Below are 15,859 nucleotides of genomic sequence, written 5' to 3' on the forward strand. Positions count from 1 at the left end.
TTTGGGTGTTGGAAGCGCGTCAGTTCATCTGGGCACTCAAAGGGATTAATTTGAGACCCTCAGATTGATACTCCTTTCACGTTCCGTTGAGAGGAGTGGGTTATGGGTCGAAGCAAAAACAGGGAGCGTGCACACGAGCTGCTCGAGGCACTCTTGCAAGGGGATTCTTCTGAGCTGGGCGATGAGGGGCTGGAGTGTCTTCCGACGCAGTTGCTGGGAGCATTAGGTGAAGAAGTCGCCGCTTGGTATCTCGAAGAGCGCGGATATGTGATTGTTGAACGCAATTACCGCTGCCCTGAAGGGGAAGCGGACATCGTCGTGCTTGACGAGGACAACTCCGAAGTTGTGCTCGTTGAGGTTAAGACACGCCGGGAGCGTTCGGGAATTGACATGACGTATCCCGAGGAAGCCGTGACACCCCATAAACGACAGCGCTATCGTCGTATTGCCCATTACTATGCGGCGGAGCATTATCCCGTTCCCGCAATCCGTTTTGATGTCATCGCCGTTTGCATCGATCCAGATCAAGAGGCGAGAACAGGCACGATTCACCACATCTGCCGTGCTTTTGATTGGGAGGCGGAGCGGTGAGCGGGAAGGCCGCAATGCGCACGTATGCCGTACATGCGGCCTGCATTCGGGGCGTCGAGGCCTTTTCCGTGACGGTTGAGGTCTCGGCGTCCGGAAGCATTCCGGGAATCAGTATCGTGGGGATGGCGGATGCAGCTGTTCTCGATGCGAGAAGTCGAATACGGTGTGCGTTGCGTTCCAGCGGTTTTGAAGTTCCTCGTAGCTCATTTACGGTGAACTTGGCGCCCGGAGACATTCGGAAAACGGGGTCGGGCTTTGATTTGCCTATTGCAGTTGCGGTTCTTGCGCTCTCGAATCAGATACCGCTTTCCGATCTTGATGACTGCCTTTTTGTGGGGGAGCTGGGACTTGATGGATCGGTATGCGGAGTCAAGGGTGAGGTTGCCTACCAATTGCTCGCGCGTGAACGCGGCCTACGGTTGATAAGTGGCCATTCGAAGGACCACGTTGCGATTGCAGGTGTCGAACAAAGATACCTCGATCGTCTCGATGGGCTTCGAGAGGGGATTGAGCGGGCTAGTAAGACCTTCATGAACAATCGGTCCGAGGACGAGATCCGACTTTCGGTGCTTGATTACAGCGACGTGATTGGCCAGGAAGTGGCGAAGCGTGGCATCACGGTCGCGGCAACAGGCAGTTTGGGGATGCTAATGATTGGCTCGCCTGGTTCGGGAAAATCGATGCTTGCACGACGGATGACGGGGATTCTTCCGCCCATCTCGGAGCGTGAGCAGCAGGAGGCCCTTTGCGTGCATTCAGTCATGGGCGAACCAACCGACATGCTGCTTGCTGGATTTCGGCCTTTCAGAAGCCCACATCATAGTATTTCTTCTGCCGGCCTGGTGGGAGGTGGCAGGCCCGTTCGGCCGGGGGAGATTAGTTTGGCCCACGGGGGAGTGCTGTTCTTGGACGAACTCGCTGAGTTTTCGTCTCAGACACTGCAAATGCTTCGTCAACCGCTTGAAGACGGTGCCGTGCGAATCGTGCGCGTGGATGGCTCTTATTCGTTTCCAGCACACTTTCAGCTGATAGCAGCGAGCAACCCCTGCCCTTGCGGATATCTAGGCGACAGAGAGGTGACGTGCAGGTGCTCTGACGCGGCAATTGAACGGTACCAGAATAAGTTGGGCGGTCCTTTAGCCGATCGAATCGATTTGATTTTGAACGTGGCACGGCCTGATGCACGGTTGATTGTGCAGGGAGAAGAGGGCATGGGCACGCAAGAGATGCGAGGGCAAGTTGAGCGCGGCAGGGCATTTTGTACTTGGCGAGAACAGCGAGCAGCGAAAACTGGGAGAGCCGTTAACAAGACGGCTGGAAGTTTAGATGCCGCTATCTCGGAATTTGACCTTAATGGTGAAGGGCAGGATATGCTGCTTGATATCTCGCATCGAAATCATTTGACCGGACGTGGCATCGTACGCCTTTGCAGAATCGCTCGTACGATTGCAGATATTGATGAGGCTGAGCATGTGAGTCCATTGCACTTACTTGAAGCGTCACAGTTGCAAGGGAGACGCGGGAATGAGCACATGTGACATGCGACTTGAGATTGAACGGGATGACGAAGCGTATCCCGCCTGCGTTTTGGAGCTTCATGACGCCCCGCAACGTCTGTATGTGCGCGGTAATGTCGAGATGCTGGGCGCCCCCGCTCTTTCGATTATCGGGTCACGTTCTGCGACTCCTTATGGATTAGCTTTGACGGAGATGGCGGCGCGTATTGGAGCCGAAGCGGGGCTCACGATAGTCTCAGGTGGCGCAAAGGGATGTGACAGCGCTGCAGGTAGAGCGGCCCTCAAGGCTGGAGGAAAGCACGTCGTGGTATTGGGAACAGGGGCAGACGTGCCATACCCTGCCTCATCTCGATCGCTGATTGAAGAAACTCTGGAACGGGGAGGAGCGGTTGTATCGCTGGAGCCATGGGGAACACCTCCCCAACGCTGGGCATTTCCCAAGCGAAATCGTGTGATCGCAGCTCTATCGCAGGCATTGTTCATCGGTGAGGCAGGGATGCCCTCCGGAACCTTCAGCACGGCTGAAACGGCTTCAGAGCTTGGGCGAGAATTGCTTGTAGCGCCTGGTTCGGTTTTCTCGCCTCAATCACGCGGGGCAAATTACCTTATATCGAACGGCGCCTGCTGTATTGCAGACGAAGAGACCCTTGAGGTTGCGATTTCGCGAATATATGGTGTTTTACGATTTGAACGGCCTCAAGCTCAAGGAATTGAAGGGGTTAGCGCTGATGAACGCCGAGCCCTGACCATGTTGATTGCAAATGCCATGCGTGTCGAGGAACTTGCTCTATCTATGAAATTGAGCAGTCTTGATTGTCTTCAGCTTCTAAGCAGGATGGAGGTGAGTGGGTTGGTCAAGCGTTTGATTGATGGAAGGTTTTCGCCCACAAAGACCGCACTTCACGCACTTACACGGTTGGGGCAAAATGGATGAACGTAGGATTCGACCGATAGGGGCATCATGCCATTTGATTGTGTAACGGTGGTTGGCGGAGGGTTGGCTGGTTGTGAATGCGCCTGTCAACTTGCCGATCGCGGAATGAAAGTCCGCTTATGCGAGATGCGTCCCGAGGTTGAATCGCCTGCGCACAAAACCGACGGTCTTGCCGAGCTCGTGTGTTCCAATTCGTTAAAATCCACCCGGATTGACTCCGCCGCCGGACTGCTTAAAGAGGAACTTCGGCGTATGGGATCTGTCCTGCTGAAATGCGCTGAGCGAGTGGCTGTTCCGGCCGGTGGGGCCCTTGCCGTCGATCGAGAGCGTTTTTCTCAATTTGTCGAGGAAGAAATCTCCGCTCGTCCGCTTATCGAGGTGGTTCGAGGTGAGGTAACGGAAATACCTGAAAGTCCATGTGTGATTGCTGCGGGCCCGCTATGTTCTCCTGCGCTTTCAACACGTGTGATGGAGCTCGTGGGCGGAGAGTCCCTTTCGTTTTTTGATGCGGCGGCGCCGATTGTGGATGCGTCAACAATCGATCGAGAGATCGTGTTTGCTCAATCTCGCTACGATGATGCGGCTGTTGGAGATTATCTCAACGCTCCATTTACTAAAGATGAATACGACGCGTTTATCGATGCCTTAGTTGGAGCCGACCGCGTCATTCTGAAAGATTTTGAGCGACGTGAGCTTTTTCAGGCGTGTCAGCCCGCTGAGGAAGTTGCGCGCACGGGGCATGATGCCATTCGTTTTGGCGCTATGAAACCCGTCGGTTTGACCGATCCGAGAACGGGGAAGCGCCCATGGGCTGCCGTTCAACTTCGTGCCGAAAATGAAGCGGGCACAGCGTATAACCTTGTGGGTTTCCAAACCAATTTGACGTTCAGTGAACAGAAGCGCGTGTTCCGTATGATTCCTGGCTTGGAGAACGCGGAGTTTTTCCGGTATGGAGTTATGCACCGTAACACGTTTGTCGATGCCCCCCACGTACTCGATCGCACCTTTAGGGTTCCTGGAACTTCGGTTCGCCTTGCAGGACAAATCACCGGAACGGAAGGCTATACGGAGGCCATTGCTTCAGGGTTACTTGCCGCTCTGAATACGTATGCTGATTCCATTGGAGCCGAACGGGTATCTTTGCCCGTTACGGGTGCATTTGGTTCTCTCGTTGCACACGCAACCAATCCCGAGACGGTTGATTATCAGCCCATGCATGTGAACTTCGGCGTTGTCCCGCCGTTGGAGGATGGGACGCGCCGAAGCAAGCGTGACCGCTATGCAGCGTATTCCGACAGGGCATTGCGGGATTTGGATGGCTACATGGCCACACGTGGCGATTTGTTCGCTTGTGGTGCATAGAGCATGTCGATGGGTGCGCACGACGCGTTGTACGACGCGATAGACGATTACGTTGCATATATCTCGCGTGTTGAGGGGATGTCTCCTGAGACGGTCCGCGCGTATTCCCAGCATCTTGAGGCATATGCACGCTGGAGTGAACGTTCTCAGGTTGACGGCTTGCACCCTCATGCGCGCATGTTGCGTGGATATTTGGCTGAATTTCGGTCCGCAGGTTATGCAGGCAGGACCGTTGCCGCCCATCTCTCGGCTCTTCGCTCTTTTTTCCGTTGGTTAAACCTTGAGGGCATAGTGGATACGGATGTCGTTGGGGCGCTTGCGACGCCCAAGTTGGATAAGCCACTGCCCCATACGTTGACTATGGCGGAACTCGACCTGCTGATGAAGGCACCGGAAAAAGAGACAGCTGAGGGGCAGCGAGATGCTGCCATGCTCGAGCTGTTCATTGCGAGCGGTGCGCGCATCTCGGAGTTGGTGCGGCTTTCCGTCGGCGATATTGATGAGAGAGAGGGGTTCGTCCGGCTTTTCGGAAAAGGTTCAAAAGAGCGAATCGTTCCCATGTATCGGCGAGCTGTTACTACCGTCATGGATTATGTCTATGACGGTCGCGTCAAACTCATAGGGGAGAGTGGCGCAGGCAGTCCTGTGGATGCGCTTTTTGTATCCAATCGTGGTCGTGCGATGAATGCTGCAGCATTGCGCTACCGCTTTGATGTACTCAAACGGCGTGCTGGAATTTCAAGTGATGTAACTCCCCACACCATGAGGCATACGTTTGCGACTGAGCTGCTGGGCGGTGGCGCTGATTTGCGCTCCGTGCAGGAGCTTCTCGGTCATGCAAGCCTTAGCACGACGCAACTTTACACGCATTTGACTCCCGATCGGCTCAAAGTGGCCGTGCACCAAGCGCATCCAAGGGGATGACCATCTCGAACGGCCCTGATATCGATGCGCATGCGCGTTGTCTTTGTGAAGCCTTGGCAGATGGCAGATGAGCTGGTATCATTCATCGGGTTGCGAAAACGCAACGTTTCATCACACACGCACGGCTACACGTCGGCCGCGGTGCCTGGGGTTTGGTAGCACATATCCGGGTGGCCGACGTGGACGACACCGTGCGAAAGCAAAACCGGGAGGTAAACATGGCTACCAAGATTAACATCCGTACTCTGCTCGAGGCTGGCTGCCACTTCGGTCATCAGACCCGTCGTTGGAACCCCAAGATGAAGCCGTACATCTTCGGCGAGCGCAACAACATCTATATCCTTGACCTCAAGCAGACCATCATCGAGGCCGACCGCGCTTATTCCTTCCTCAAGGAGACCGCTGCCAAGGGCGGCAAGGTGCTCTTTGTCGGCACCAAGAAGCAGGCTCAGGAGGCCGTGAAGGCCGCTGCCGAGCGCGCCAACATGCCCTACATCAACCAGCGCTGGCTCGGTGGTATGCTCACCAACTTCGTGACCATCCGTTCCCGCATCAACCGCCTCGAGGAGCTCGAGGGCATGGTCGCTGACGGTTCCATGGCGCTGCGTGGCAAGAAGGAGCAGGCCGTTCTGGGCAAGGAGCTCGCTAAGCTCCAGGCCAACCTCGGTGGCGCTCGCGATCTGAAGGCCGCTCCGGCTGCCCTGTTCGTGATCGACACCAAGCGCGAGGAGAACGCAATCAAGGAGGCCAAGCGTCTCGGCATTCCCGTGGTTGCCCTTATCGACACCAACTCTGATCCCGATGTGATCGATTATGGCATTCCCTGCAACGATGACGCCATTTCCGCCATTCAGCTCATGAGCGAGCTCTTCGCCGACGCCTGCCTTGCTGGCTCTGGTAAGGAGCAGATCTCCGAGGCCGAGATGGCTGGCGAGGCTCCCGAGGCTGAGGCCGCTGCTACTGAGGCAGTCGCTGAGTAACCAACTACGTTGTAACGAACGCATCTCTTTGAAAGGAACGAACATGGCCCAGATTACCGCCGCTATGGTCAAGCAGCTCCGCGAGATGACCGACTCTCCTATGATGGAGTGCAAGAAGGCTCTCGTCGAGGCTGAGGGCGATATGGACGCCGCCGTCGACATTCTTCGCAAGAACGGCCTTGCTGCTGCTGCCAAGAAGGCCGGTCGCGATACCAACGAGGGTGCCGTCGCCGCATACGTCTCCGAGGACGGCGCCATGGGTGCCCTCGCCGAGGTTGCCTGCGAGACCGACTTTGTCGCCTCCAACCCCAAGTTCACCGGCTTTGTCGGTGAGGTCGCCAAGGTTGTGTGCGATACCGATATCACCGAGCCCGAGGCTCTTATGGCCGCCGCTATGAACGGTGAGACCGTGGAGTCCGCCCTCACTGAGATGATTCACATCATCGGCGAGAACATGAAGATTTCCCGCTGCGCTGTGCGCAAGCCCGCTAACGGTGCTGTCTCCAGCTACATCCACATGGGTGGCAAGATCGGCGTTATCGTCGAGTTCTCCTTCGACAAGCCCGAGACCGGTTCCGCTGATGCCTTCAAGGCCTTTGCGCACGACGTTGCCATGCAGGTCGCTGCTACCGCTCCCATCGCCGCTGTGCGTGAGGACGTTGCCCAGGAAGTTATCGATCACGAGGTTTCCATTTACAAGGCCCAGGCTGCCGAGTCTGGTAAGCCTGAGGCTATCCAGGAGAAGATGGCCGTTGGCCGCCTCGAGAAGTTCTTCAAGGGTTTCGTTCTGAACGAGCAGGAGTTCATCAAGGATTCCAGCCTTACCATCAAGGCATATGCCGAGAAGGTTTCCAAGGAGCTCGGCGACAACGTCAAGGTCGTCGCATTTGACCGTCTGGTCGTTGGCGAGTAACTTCGCATTATGAACATGAGAGCAGGTCGTGGGTTCCGCTCACGGCCTGCTTTTTTGTATGTGTTGTCATGGTCAGCAACCTTTTCCAAAGCCTGTTAGAATAGATGAAATCGCGTTCGAGGAGGGGTTCTTTTGTCCGAGTACCAGTACAAGCGCGTATTGCTGAAGATTTCCGGTGAAGCTCTTATGGGCAACAACGAGTACGGTATCGATCCGGACTTTGTCGCCCACATGGCAAAGCAGATCAAACAGCTGAATGAAGAGGGGATTGAGGTCGCCATCGTCGTCGGTGGAGGCAACATTTTCCGTGGTGTTGCAGGTTCCGCGAAGGGCATGGAGCGCGCGCAGGCCGATTATATGGGCATGCTCGCAACCGTCATGAATGCGCTGGCACTCCAGGATGCCATTGAGCGCATCGATTGCCCGTGCCGTGTTATGAGCGGTATTCAGATGAACGAAGTCTGTGAGCCGTATATTCGCCGTCGCGCCATGCGCAGCCTTGAGAAGGGCGAGGTTGTCATTTTCGCCGCCGGCTCGGGTAACCCATACTTCACCACCGACACCGCTGCCGCGCTGCGCGCATGTGAGATCGGTGCTGATTGCCTGCTTAAGGCGACCAAGGTCGACGGTGTTTACGACATGGACCCGGTCAAGAACGAGGATGCCACCCGTTTCGAGAACATCAGCTACCATGAGGTCCTCGTGCGCGGCCTGCAGGTCATGGATTCGACCGCAACGGCTCTGTGCCAGGACAACCACATGCCCATCATCGTGCTCAATATCGACGGGGACGACAATATTCAGCGCGCCCTCGCCGGCGAACCTATCGGTACCGTTGTCATGCAGGAGGATTAGCAATGTCTGATATCAAAGAGAACATGGAAAAGACCATCGAGAACCTGAAGCACAACTTCTCAAAGGTCCGCACGGGTCGCGCCAATGCCAACATCCTGGCCGACATCACGGTCGATTATTATGGTCAGGCCACGCCGATTACGCAGATTGCCGCCGTGAAGGCACCTGAGGCTCATATGCTCGTCATCGAGCCGTGGGATAAGGCGCTCCTTAATGCCATCGTCAAGGCCGTTACCGCTTCCGACCTTGGCATTACACCAAGTTCCGATGGTATGGTCGTTCGCCTTCCGTTCCCGGCTCCTACGGAGGAGCGCCGTCGTGAGCTCGTGAAGGAATGCCACGAGCTTGCCGAGCACGCAAAGGTCGCTGTGCGCAATATCCGTCGCGATGCGAACAACAAACTTGAGCGCGACGAGGACCTTACCGAGGATGATGTGCGCCGCGAGCAGGCGAAGGTCCAGAAGGCGACCGACGAGTATGTTGCCAAGATCGACGAGCTGCTAAAGGCTAAAGAAGCAGAGGTCATGGAGATCTAGGCATGCAATACGACGAAACTAAATTCGCCGAATACTTTGCCGAGCATCCCGAGGACATCTCGATTGATGACATTGATATGGCGCGTCTCCCGCGCCATATCTCTTGCATTATGGACGGAAACGGCCGATGGGCGACGAGCCGCGGTATGAATCGCGGCGAAGGACACAAGGCCGGTATCGTTGCGCTGCGCGAAATCATCACTGCCTGCGTCCGTATGGGTGTCGATGTACTTTCGGCGTATGCGTTTTCCACTGAGAACTGGAATCGCCCTCAATCTGAGGTGAACTTGCTCATGCATTTGTTCGCTAAAACGTTTATCGACGAACTGCCGCTCCTGAAGCGTGAAAATGTCCGCGTTGAATTTTTGGGCGATATCTCCGCTCTTCCGCAGAAGACGCGTGAGGTCTTCGAATATGGTCTTGCTGAGACGAAAGATCACACCGGCATGATCTTGGCGCTTGCGGTTAATTACGGAGCCCGAGCCGAGCTTGCCCGTGCTGCGCGTCTGATCGTCCAGGACGTTCAGTCTGGAAAGCTCATGGCAGAAAAAGTAGATGAAAAGGCCGTTGCTGCGAGGCTTTACACTTCTGACCTTCCCGATCCTGAGTTGGTGATTCGCACCTCGGGTGAGATGCGCGTCTCAAATTACCTTTTGTGGCAAATCGCCTACTCAGAGTTCTATGTCACAGATACCTATTGGCCCGATTTCGATCGTTGGGGACTGGTGCGCGCCATTGCATCATTCCAAGCGCGAGATCGTCGATTTGGAGGATTGACCGACAGCAAGTAAATCACGCTGTAAGTCATGGTTAAGGAAAGCTGCGAGATTCTATGGATACCAATTCCGCCCCTTCGATGAAGGGGGGCTCGAATACCGAGCGCAATAATACCCCTCTGCACTCATTTGTCGTTCGCGCAAGCGCCGGCATCGTATATGCCGTGCTTTTTATGGGCTCCCTGTTGCTCGGAGTTGTTCCCACTGCAATCTTTGTTTCTGTGATGAGCTTGCTGTGCTGCATCGAGTTTTACCGCATGGTGCGTATCGACGGTAAGGTTCCCAATGAATTCATTGGCTTAGTCGCCACGGTTCTTTTTCCGTTGTCGGCGCTGGTAGATGGCGTCTGGCTTACCGTCCTCAATTTCCTCCTCGTACTCGCCTTGGGTCTTTGGTATATCCAAATGCCCCGTGTGCGCTTGTCTGACGTTGCAGTTACGCTGTTTGGTCCGGTGTATACCGGTTACATGCTTTCGGCAGTCGTTCTTTTGCGCGCCGCGCTTCCCGGTTTTGAGGGAATTATCTTCTCTATTGGCGTTTGTGCTTCACTGTGGATCAGTGACTCCTTCGCCTACATGGTTGGCAGCAAATTTGGTAAGCATAAAATGGTTCCAAAAATCTCTCCCAAAAAGAGTTGGGAGGGTTTCTTCGGCGGACTGCTCGGCTCTGTTCTAGTTTGGATTTTCATTTGGGTTCTTTGCTCGAATACCATTGGGATTTGGTTTGCGATTCTCTGCGGAATCGTCGTGTCGATTATGGGTGTCTGCGGCGACCTTATTGAAAGCCGAATTAAGCGCGGTGTGGGCGTTAAGGACTCAGGCAACTTGATTCCGGGTCATGGCGGCATGCTCGATCGTTCCGATTCTCTCATCTTCGGTGTCATCACCGCGTATCTCTTGCTTCATATCGGTGGTGTTTTGTAATGACGCTTCGTTATAAAGCTTGCATGGATCTGGACAAACGACGAGACACGCGCATGCGCGTCGCAATTTTAGGCTGTACAGGATCAATCGGTTCTCAGGCACTTGATGTGTGCCGTCAACATACCGATAAGGTTCAGGTCGTTGCCCTGACCGCTCATTCAAATACGCACCAACTCGTTGCAAATGCTCGGGAATTCGGGGCGACTCGTGTTGTGGTAACTGACGAGGCGCATTGCAATGACCCCGTTCTATCCGAGCTGCCCGATGGTTGTGCACTCTTTTTCGGTTCCGATGCGCTTGCCGACCTTCCGCATCTTGAAGATATCGATATCGTTTTGGTTGCCGTCGTCGGTGCCGTTGGGCTCGAGGCGAGTTATGCGACGCTTAAGGCTGGCAAGCGATTGGCGCTTGCAAACAAGGAGCCGCTGGTTGCTGCCGGTGACTTGCTCATGCCTTTGGCCGCTCCCGGGCAACTCATCCCGGTAGATTCCGAGCACTCTGCAATCTATCAATGCTCGATGGTGGGGGAACCTCGCGAGGTCCATCTCATTTGGCTCACCTGTTCAGGTGGCCCGTTTTTCGGTTGTTCTCACGATGAGCTTGCTCGCGTGGGGAAGCAAGACGCGTTGGCTCATCCTAATTGGAACATGGGTGCGAAAATTTCCATCGACTCCGCGACCCTTATGAACAAAGGTTTGGAGCGTATTGAGGCTATGCATCTGTTTGATGCCGACCTTGATCAAATCCAGATCGTCATTCAACGTGAGTCGAAGATCCACTCGATGGTCGAATATGCAGATGGCTCGGTTATGGCCCATATGGGCACCTCCGACATGCGTATTCCCATTCAGTTTGCGTTCTCATACCCCGAGCGTTGGAGCACTCCTGCCCCTCGAATCGATTATCGAGAGCTTGGCAAGCTTACGTTTGATGCACCCGATGTCGAGGCATTCCCGTCTTTGCGCTTGGCCGATTTTGCAGGTCGAGTGGGCGGTACGATGCCCTGTGTGTTGAACGCTGCCAATGAGGTAGCAGTTGAGGCTTTCTTGCAAGAAGCTTGTTCGTTCAACGATATTCCGCGCGTTGTCGAGACATGCATGGAAGCGCACGATCGTATGGAAGTTTCTTCGCTCGAGCAATTGCATGAGGTAGATGCTTGGGCGCGTTCACGTGCCGCTCAGGTACTGGCTTCACTTGCATAAAACCAGGTTCTTTTTTGGGCGTTGCATGCAGTTTGCCCCCAGCGGGTATGTTCGATGGAGCGATTGTATCGAGCCGTATATCAGTACGACAGAAATTTGGATGGTATGGACTATCTTCTCGGAATTCTCGGTCCGTTGTTTTGGGGCCTGCTCCTCTTATCGGTCATTGTCTTTCTCCATGAGGGAGGACATTTCCTTGCCGCGCGCGCCTGTGGCGTGCGTGTGAGCGAGTTTTTCCTTGGATTGCCCTGTAAATTCAACATCAATCATGTATCAAGGCGCATGGGCACCAAGTTTGGCGTGACGCCCTTGCTACTCGGCGGTTATGCGGCTATTTGCGGCATGGACCCCACGCCTGCCCCTTGGGGAAGTCGCGTGCTCGCCTTGGTGCATCGCCATGGAACCATCAGTGCGTGGGATGCTCATCGAGAACTTGGTTTGAGTGCCGATGAATTGTCTGAAGCGGTGTACCTCCTACAGGACTGGGGATCCATTACAACCGAGGAGATTGAACCGTCTGCTGATCATCCAGAAATCGAGGGCTTTTCGTACGTTCTTCGTTCCGTTCCACGCGATGCGCAAGGAAACACGTTGTTTGACGGCCGGTTGTTCGATCGAGCAAACGCAACGCAGGCGGGGGAGGTATGGGAACCCCCTATGGATGACGAGGCGTTCTATGCCCAAGAACGCTCCCGGACGTACCAGGGAAAGGGCTTTTGGAAGCGCGCGTTTATGCTTGTTGCCGGTATTGCGGTCAACATCGTCACCGGTTTTTTGTTTATCGTTATGGTGTACTCCGTCATCGGCGTGGACATCACCATTAATACCAATGAACTGGGGGCGGTGACCGCTGGATCGCCTGCAGATCAGGCCGGTCTACATGGTGGAGACAGCATTATCTCGATTGATGGCGTTGAGACCGATTCCTGGTTGGCCATTCTTGATGAATTGGATGCGTTTGAAGCTGGCGATACCGTTCAAATCGAATTTGAGAGCGCGGACGGCGAGATAAAGACCGTGCCCGTTGAGCTTGATGACGCGGGTATGATCGGCATCTCGGTTAAGGAAGAATGCGTTCGCCTCAATCCGTTCGATTCCTGCTCTATTGCAGTGGAGAATATCGTGCTTACAGCGCGTTCAATTGCAAGTTTGATCAACCCGCAGCACACGAAAGAGGTGCTTGATAATTCCACTTCGGTGGTCGGTATCTCAATCTTGTCAGCTCAGGCGGCTTCTGCGGGTGTCGCTTCGTTCTTGAACTTCGCGGCACTCATTTCGTTCTCGCTCGGATTTATGAACCTTCTGCCCATACCTCCGCTTGACGGTGGCAAGCTCGTCATTGAGATTGTCCAGGCCATATTGCACCGTGAAGTATCGCTCAAGGTGCAAACGATCCTGTCGTTTATCGGCGTCGGGCTGTTCATGCTGCTCTTCATCTACATGCTGCGCGCTGACATCATTCGGTTCTTCTTATAACGGGAGATGGAAACATGACCTCACTTGCCCGTAATTTGACGCGTCCCGTTATGGTTGGCAACGTGCAAATCGGTGGCGGTGCACCTGTCGTGGTCCAATCGATGACCTGTACGCCGACGACTGACGCTGAAGCCACGCTCGCGCAGGTTCGTGCGCTCGCCGAGGTGGATTGTGATGTTGTGCGTGTGAGCGTTCCCACGCGTGAGGCGCTGGAACCTTTTGGGCGCGTGTGCGCGCAGAGCCCTGTTCCCATCGTCGCCGATATCCATTTTGATTATCGCCTGGCAATTGGGGCGGTACGGGCTGGTGCAGCCAAGCTGCGCATCAACCCCGGCAACATCGGCTCGTGGGAACGCGTCGATGCCGTTATCGATGCGGCGGGCGAGGCGGGCGCTGCCATTCGCATCGGTGTGAATGCGGGGTCGCTTGACGAGACGATTGCCGCTCGCGATGACCTTACGCAGCCCGAGAAGCTCGTTGCGTCATCGTTGCAGTTTGTCGAGCACTTCGAGCAGCGTGGATTCGAAAACATCGTATTATCCGCGAAGGCCCACAGTGTTAACACCACCATCGAGACGTATCGCGCGCTTTCGCGTGAGCTTCCCACGGTGCCCCTTCACCTGGGCGTAACGGAAGCGGGAACGCACTTGCAGGGAACCATCAAGAGCTCTGTCGCGCTCGGCGTCCTGCTATCCGAGGGCATTGGCGATACGTTGCGCGTGTCGCTTACCGCCGATCCCGTGGATGAGCTGCCGGTCGCATGGGGAATCCTTTCGTCGCTCGGTTTGCGCCGGCGTGGTCCCGAGCTGGTAAGCTGTCCCACCTGTGGACGCACGCAGGTGAATTTGATCGATCTTGCCGAACAGGTATCCCAACGACTCAAAACGTGCGACAAGCCGATTTCCGTCGCGGTGATGGGATGTGTGGTCAACGGTCCTGGCGAGGCGTCGGACGCCGATGTGGGGGTTGCCTGCGGCAGGGGAGTGGGTATGGTTTTTCGCCATGGCGAAATCATCCGCAAGGTCCCTGAGGATCAGATCGTTGATGCCCTCATGGAGGAAATCGCCCTGCTCTAGCCCTGTGGTACCATTGCTTCGTTTGACTGTATTTCTATGAGGAGGTCGCCAGTGTTTAAGACGCGCGCCATGAAGATGTCCCAACTCTATGCACCCACCCTTAAGGAGGATCCGGCCGATGCCGAACTCGCCAGCCATCGTTTGATGCTGCGCGCCGGTATGATTCGCAAGCAGGCGGCCGGCCTCTACAGCTACCTGCCGCTTGCATGGCGCTCTTTACGCAAAATCGAGGACATCGTGCGCGACGAGATGGATGCCGCCGGCGCTCAGGAGTTGCTCATGCCCATCATGGTCGATGCCGAAGTTTGGCATGAGTCCGGTCGCTACAACGCATACGGTCCGGAGCTCATGCGTTTCTCCGATCGCCATGAGCGCGAGTTCGTGCTCGGCCCCACGCATGAGGAGACCGTGGTCGACCTGATCAAGAACGAGCTCAGAAGCTATAAACAGTTGCCTGTCAACCTGTATCAGATTCAGGACAAGTTCCGCGACGAGATGCGTCCGCGCTTTGGTTTGATGCGCGGTCGTGAATTCATCATGAAGGACGGCTACTCCTTTAATGCAACGCAGGAGAGCCTGCAGGAGACCTATGACGCAATGAAGCAAGCGTATGCGAACATTTGCGAGCGCTGTGGCATCAAGGCCCTTCCCGTTGTTGCCGACTCCGGTCAGATTGGCGGCGACACTTCCGTCGAGTTCATGGCACTGGCCGATGCCGGCGAGGCAGCGCTTGTGTATTGCGATGACTGCGGTTATGCGGCAGACGACGAGGCTGCCTCCACCCGCATCGCCGTGACCGAAGGCCCTGGCGACGGCACGCTTACCAAGGTGCACACTCCTGGTCTCGGTTCGATTGCCGATGTTGCGGCATTCTTCGAGTTCCCTGAGAACGGCACTCGCAAGTCTCTGGCTCTGTTCGACGCTGAGGGCAAGCCCGTTGTCGCCATTGTCCCGGGCGACCACGAGCTCAATGAGTGCAAAGCCGACCACGCGTTTGGCGAGGGCTGGCGCATGATGACCGACGAGGAGCTTGAGCAGGTCGGCCTGTTCAAGGGCTTTATCGGGCCGGTGAATCTGCCCGAAGGCGTCCGTTTGGTCTGTGACGTGAGTCTCAAGGACTCCAAGCAGTGGGCATGCGGTGCCAATGAGATTGACTACCACTACACAGGCGCCTGCCCGGGTCGCGATTTTGAGGCGGATGCCTGGGAGGACCTCGTCACCGTCGTCGCGGGCGATCCGTGCCCCCGTTGCGGTAAACCGCTTGCCGGCGCGCGTGGCATCGAGGTGAGCCAGGTCTTCCAGCTCGGCACCAAGTATTCTGCAGCTATGGGAGCTACATTTGCAGACGAAAACGGTGTTGAGAAGCCGTTTTTGATGGGTTGTTATGGCGTGGGTGTCTCCCGTACGCTCGCCGCGTCCGTCGAGCAGCACCATGACGAGCATGGCATCATTTGGCCGGTTTCCATCGCCCCGTTCGAGGTTTCCGTCATTCCGCTCGATCCGGGCAAGGAGCCCTGCCAGAGTGCGTGTGACGCGATTGTCGAGGCGCTTTGTGATGCGGGTATCGAAGTCGTTGTGGACGATCGTTCTGAACGTCCCGGCGTCAAGTTCGCCGACAACGACCTTATGGGCTTCCCGTATCAAATCGTGCTTGGCAAGCGCGGTCTTGCCAACGGCACGGTTGAACTGAAAGATCGTGCCACGGGCGAGCGTGAGGATGTTGCCATCGACGAGGTGGCGTCCAAGGTCGCTGCTTTGGTAATCCCTCAGCGCGCGTAACGGTTGAGTAGGAGA

The 15,859-nt window shown here is 55.7% G+C and carries 15 protein-coding genes; all 15 read left to right on the top strand.

Annotated features, from left to right (window positions below; translation table 11 throughout):
- Window positions 1-102 precede the first annotated feature (102 nt).
- The 15 genes from C1711_RS01170 (at window position 103) to C1711_RS01240 (ending at window position 15,844) form a co-directional block, all read left to right on the top strand.
- Window positions 103-591, top strand: coding sequence for a YraN family protein (locus tag C1711_RS01170; protein WP_102337422.1), 489 nt, complete (start codon window positions 103-105; stop codon window positions 589-591).
- A 14-nt stretch (window positions 592-605) separates the two neighbouring features.
- Window positions 606-2,129 (top strand): YifB family Mg chelatase-like AAA ATPase, encoded by a 1,524-nt coding sequence (locus C1711_RS01175; RefSeq protein ID WP_102338506.1) that lies wholly within the window; start codon window positions 606-608, stop codon window positions 2,127-2,129.
- A 1-nt stretch (window position 2,130) separates the two neighbouring features.
- Window positions 2,131-3,042 carry a DNA-processing protein DprA gene (locus tag C1711_RS01180; protein WP_234346147.1) on the top strand — a complete coding sequence of 304 codons (912 nt, stop codon included), beginning with the start codon at window positions 2,131-2,133 and terminating at the stop codon, window positions 3,040-3,042.
- Between the two features lie 27 nt (window positions 3,043-3,069).
- A complete protein-coding gene (gene trmFO / locus C1711_RS01185) occupies window positions 3,070-4,404 on the top strand; it encodes a methylenetetrahydrofolate--tRNA-(uracil(54)-C(5))-methyltransferase (FADH(2)-oxidizing) TrmFO (protein WP_102337424.1) in 1,335 nt (444 codons plus the stop codon).
- Window positions 4,405-4,413: 9 nt separating this feature from the next.
- Complete coding sequence (locus tag C1711_RS01190) at window positions 4,414-5,328, top strand: tyrosine recombinase XerC (RefSeq protein WP_267892297.1); 915 nt, start codon at window positions 4,414-4,416, stop codon at window positions 5,326-5,328.
- Window positions 5,329-5,546: 218 nt separating this feature from the next.
- A complete protein-coding gene (gene rpsB / locus C1711_RS01195) occupies window positions 5,547-6,308 on the top strand; it encodes a 30S ribosomal protein S2 (RefSeq protein ID WP_102337426.1) in 762 nt (253 codons plus the stop codon).
- Between the two features lie 43 nt (window positions 6,309-6,351).
- On the top strand, window positions 6,352-7,221 hold the full coding sequence (gene tsf / locus C1711_RS01200; protein ID WP_102337427.1) for a translation elongation factor Ts: 870 nt from the start codon (window positions 6,352-6,354) through the stop codon (window positions 7,219-7,221).
- A 132-nt stretch (window positions 7,222-7,353) separates the two neighbouring features.
- Entirely contained in the window at window positions 7,354-8,076 is a 723-nt protein-coding gene (pyrH, locus tag C1711_RS01205; RefSeq protein ID WP_102337428.1) for a UMP kinase, read from the top strand.
- Window positions 8,077-8,078: 2 nt separating this feature from the next.
- On the top strand, window positions 8,079-8,612 hold the full coding sequence (gene frr / locus C1711_RS01210) for a ribosome recycling factor (protein WP_102337429.1): 534 nt from the start codon (window positions 8,079-8,081) through the stop codon (window positions 8,610-8,612).
- A 2-nt stretch (window positions 8,613-8,614) separates the two neighbouring features.
- Complete coding sequence (locus C1711_RS01215) at window positions 8,615-9,403, top strand: isoprenyl transferase (RefSeq protein WP_102337430.1); 789 nt, start codon at window positions 8,615-8,617, stop codon at window positions 9,401-9,403.
- Between the two features lie 65 nt (window positions 9,404-9,468).
- Entirely contained in the window at window positions 9,469-10,311 is an 843-nt protein-coding gene (locus tag C1711_RS01220; protein ID WP_102338507.1) for a phosphatidate cytidylyltransferase, read from the top strand.
- Between the two features lie 53 nt (window positions 10,312-10,364).
- Window positions 10,365-11,513 (top strand): 1-deoxy-D-xylulose-5-phosphate reductoisomerase, encoded by a 1,149-nt coding sequence (dxr, locus tag C1711_RS01225; protein WP_102337431.1) that lies wholly within the window; start codon window positions 10,365-10,367, stop codon window positions 11,511-11,513.
- Window positions 11,514-11,618: 105 nt separating this feature from the next.
- A complete protein-coding gene (locus C1711_RS01230; protein WP_102337432.1) occupies window positions 11,619-12,989 on the top strand; it encodes a M50 family metallopeptidase in 1,371 nt (456 codons plus the stop codon).
- Between the two features lie 14 nt (window positions 12,990-13,003).
- Window positions 13,004-14,065, top strand: coding sequence for a flavodoxin-dependent (E)-4-hydroxy-3-methylbut-2-enyl-diphosphate synthase (gene ispG / locus C1711_RS01235; protein WP_102337433.1), 1,062 nt, complete (start codon window positions 13,004-13,006; stop codon window positions 14,063-14,065).
- A 69-nt stretch (window positions 14,066-14,134) separates the two neighbouring features.
- The gene (locus tag C1711_RS01240) at window positions 14,135-15,844 is read left to right on the top strand and encodes a proline--tRNA ligase (protein WP_102338508.1); all 1,710 of its coding nucleotides are present in this window, start codon (window positions 14,135-14,137) and stop codon (window positions 15,842-15,844) included.
- Window positions 15,845-15,859: the final 15 nt, after the last annotated feature.

Origin of the sequence: Collinsella provencensis (genome assembly GCF_900199705.1) — a bacterium.
GTDB classification, from domain to species: Bacteria; Actinomycetota; Coriobacteriia; order Coriobacteriales; family Coriobacteriaceae; genus Collinsella; species Collinsella provencensis.

What these genes read in the sequence shown, in the direction of transcription:
- C1711_RS01220 (WP_102338507.1), top strand. Translation starts at nt 9,469, where the DNA reads ATGAAGGGGGGCTCGAATACCGAGCGCAATAATACCCCTCTGCACTCA.
- C1711_RS01215 (WP_102337430.1), top strand. Translation starts at nt 8,615, where the DNA reads ATGCAATACGACGAAACTAAATTCGCCGAATACTTTGCCGAGCATCCC.
- C1711_RS01230 (WP_102337432.1), top strand. Translation starts at nt 11,619, where the DNA reads ATGGACTATCTTCTCGGAATTCTCGGTCCGTTGTTTTGGGGCCTGCTC.
- C1711_RS01170 (WP_102337422.1), top strand. Translation starts at nt 103, where the DNA reads ATGGGTCGAAGCAAAAACAGGGAGCGTGCACACGAGCTGCTCGAGGCA.
- frr (WP_102337429.1), top strand. Translation starts at nt 8,079, where the DNA reads ATGTCTGATATCAAAGAGAACATGGAAAAGACCATCGAGAACCTGAAG.
- trmFO (WP_102337424.1), top strand. Translation starts at nt 3,070, where the DNA reads ATGCCATTTGATTGTGTAACGGTGGTTGGCGGAGGGTTGGCTGGTTGT.
- C1711_RS01175 (WP_102338506.1), top strand. Translation starts at nt 606, where the DNA reads ATGCGCACGTATGCCGTACATGCGGCCTGCATTCGGGGCGTCGAGGCC.
- C1711_RS01240 (WP_102338508.1), top strand. Translation starts at nt 14,135, where the DNA reads ATGAAGATGTCCCAACTCTATGCACCCACCCTTAAGGAGGATCCGGCC.
- C1711_RS01180 (WP_234346147.1), top strand. Translation starts at nt 2,131, where the DNA reads ATGCGACTTGAGATTGAACGGGATGACGAAGCGTATCCCGCCTGCGTT.
- C1711_RS01190 (WP_267892297.1), top strand. Translation starts at nt 4,414, where the DNA reads ATGGGTGCGCACGACGCGTTGTACGACGCGATAGACGATTACGTTGCA.
- dxr (WP_102337431.1), top strand. Translation starts at nt 10,365, where the DNA reads ATGCGCGTCGCAATTTTAGGCTGTACAGGATCAATCGGTTCTCAGGCA.
- tsf (WP_102337427.1), top strand. Translation starts at nt 6,352, where the DNA reads ATGGCCCAGATTACCGCCGCTATGGTCAAGCAGCTCCGCGAGATGACC.
- ispG (WP_102337433.1), top strand. Translation starts at nt 13,004, where the DNA reads ATGACCTCACTTGCCCGTAATTTGACGCGTCCCGTTATGGTTGGCAAC.
- rpsB (WP_102337426.1), top strand. Translation starts at nt 5,547, where the DNA reads ATGGCTACCAAGATTAACATCCGTACTCTGCTCGAGGCTGGCTGCCAC.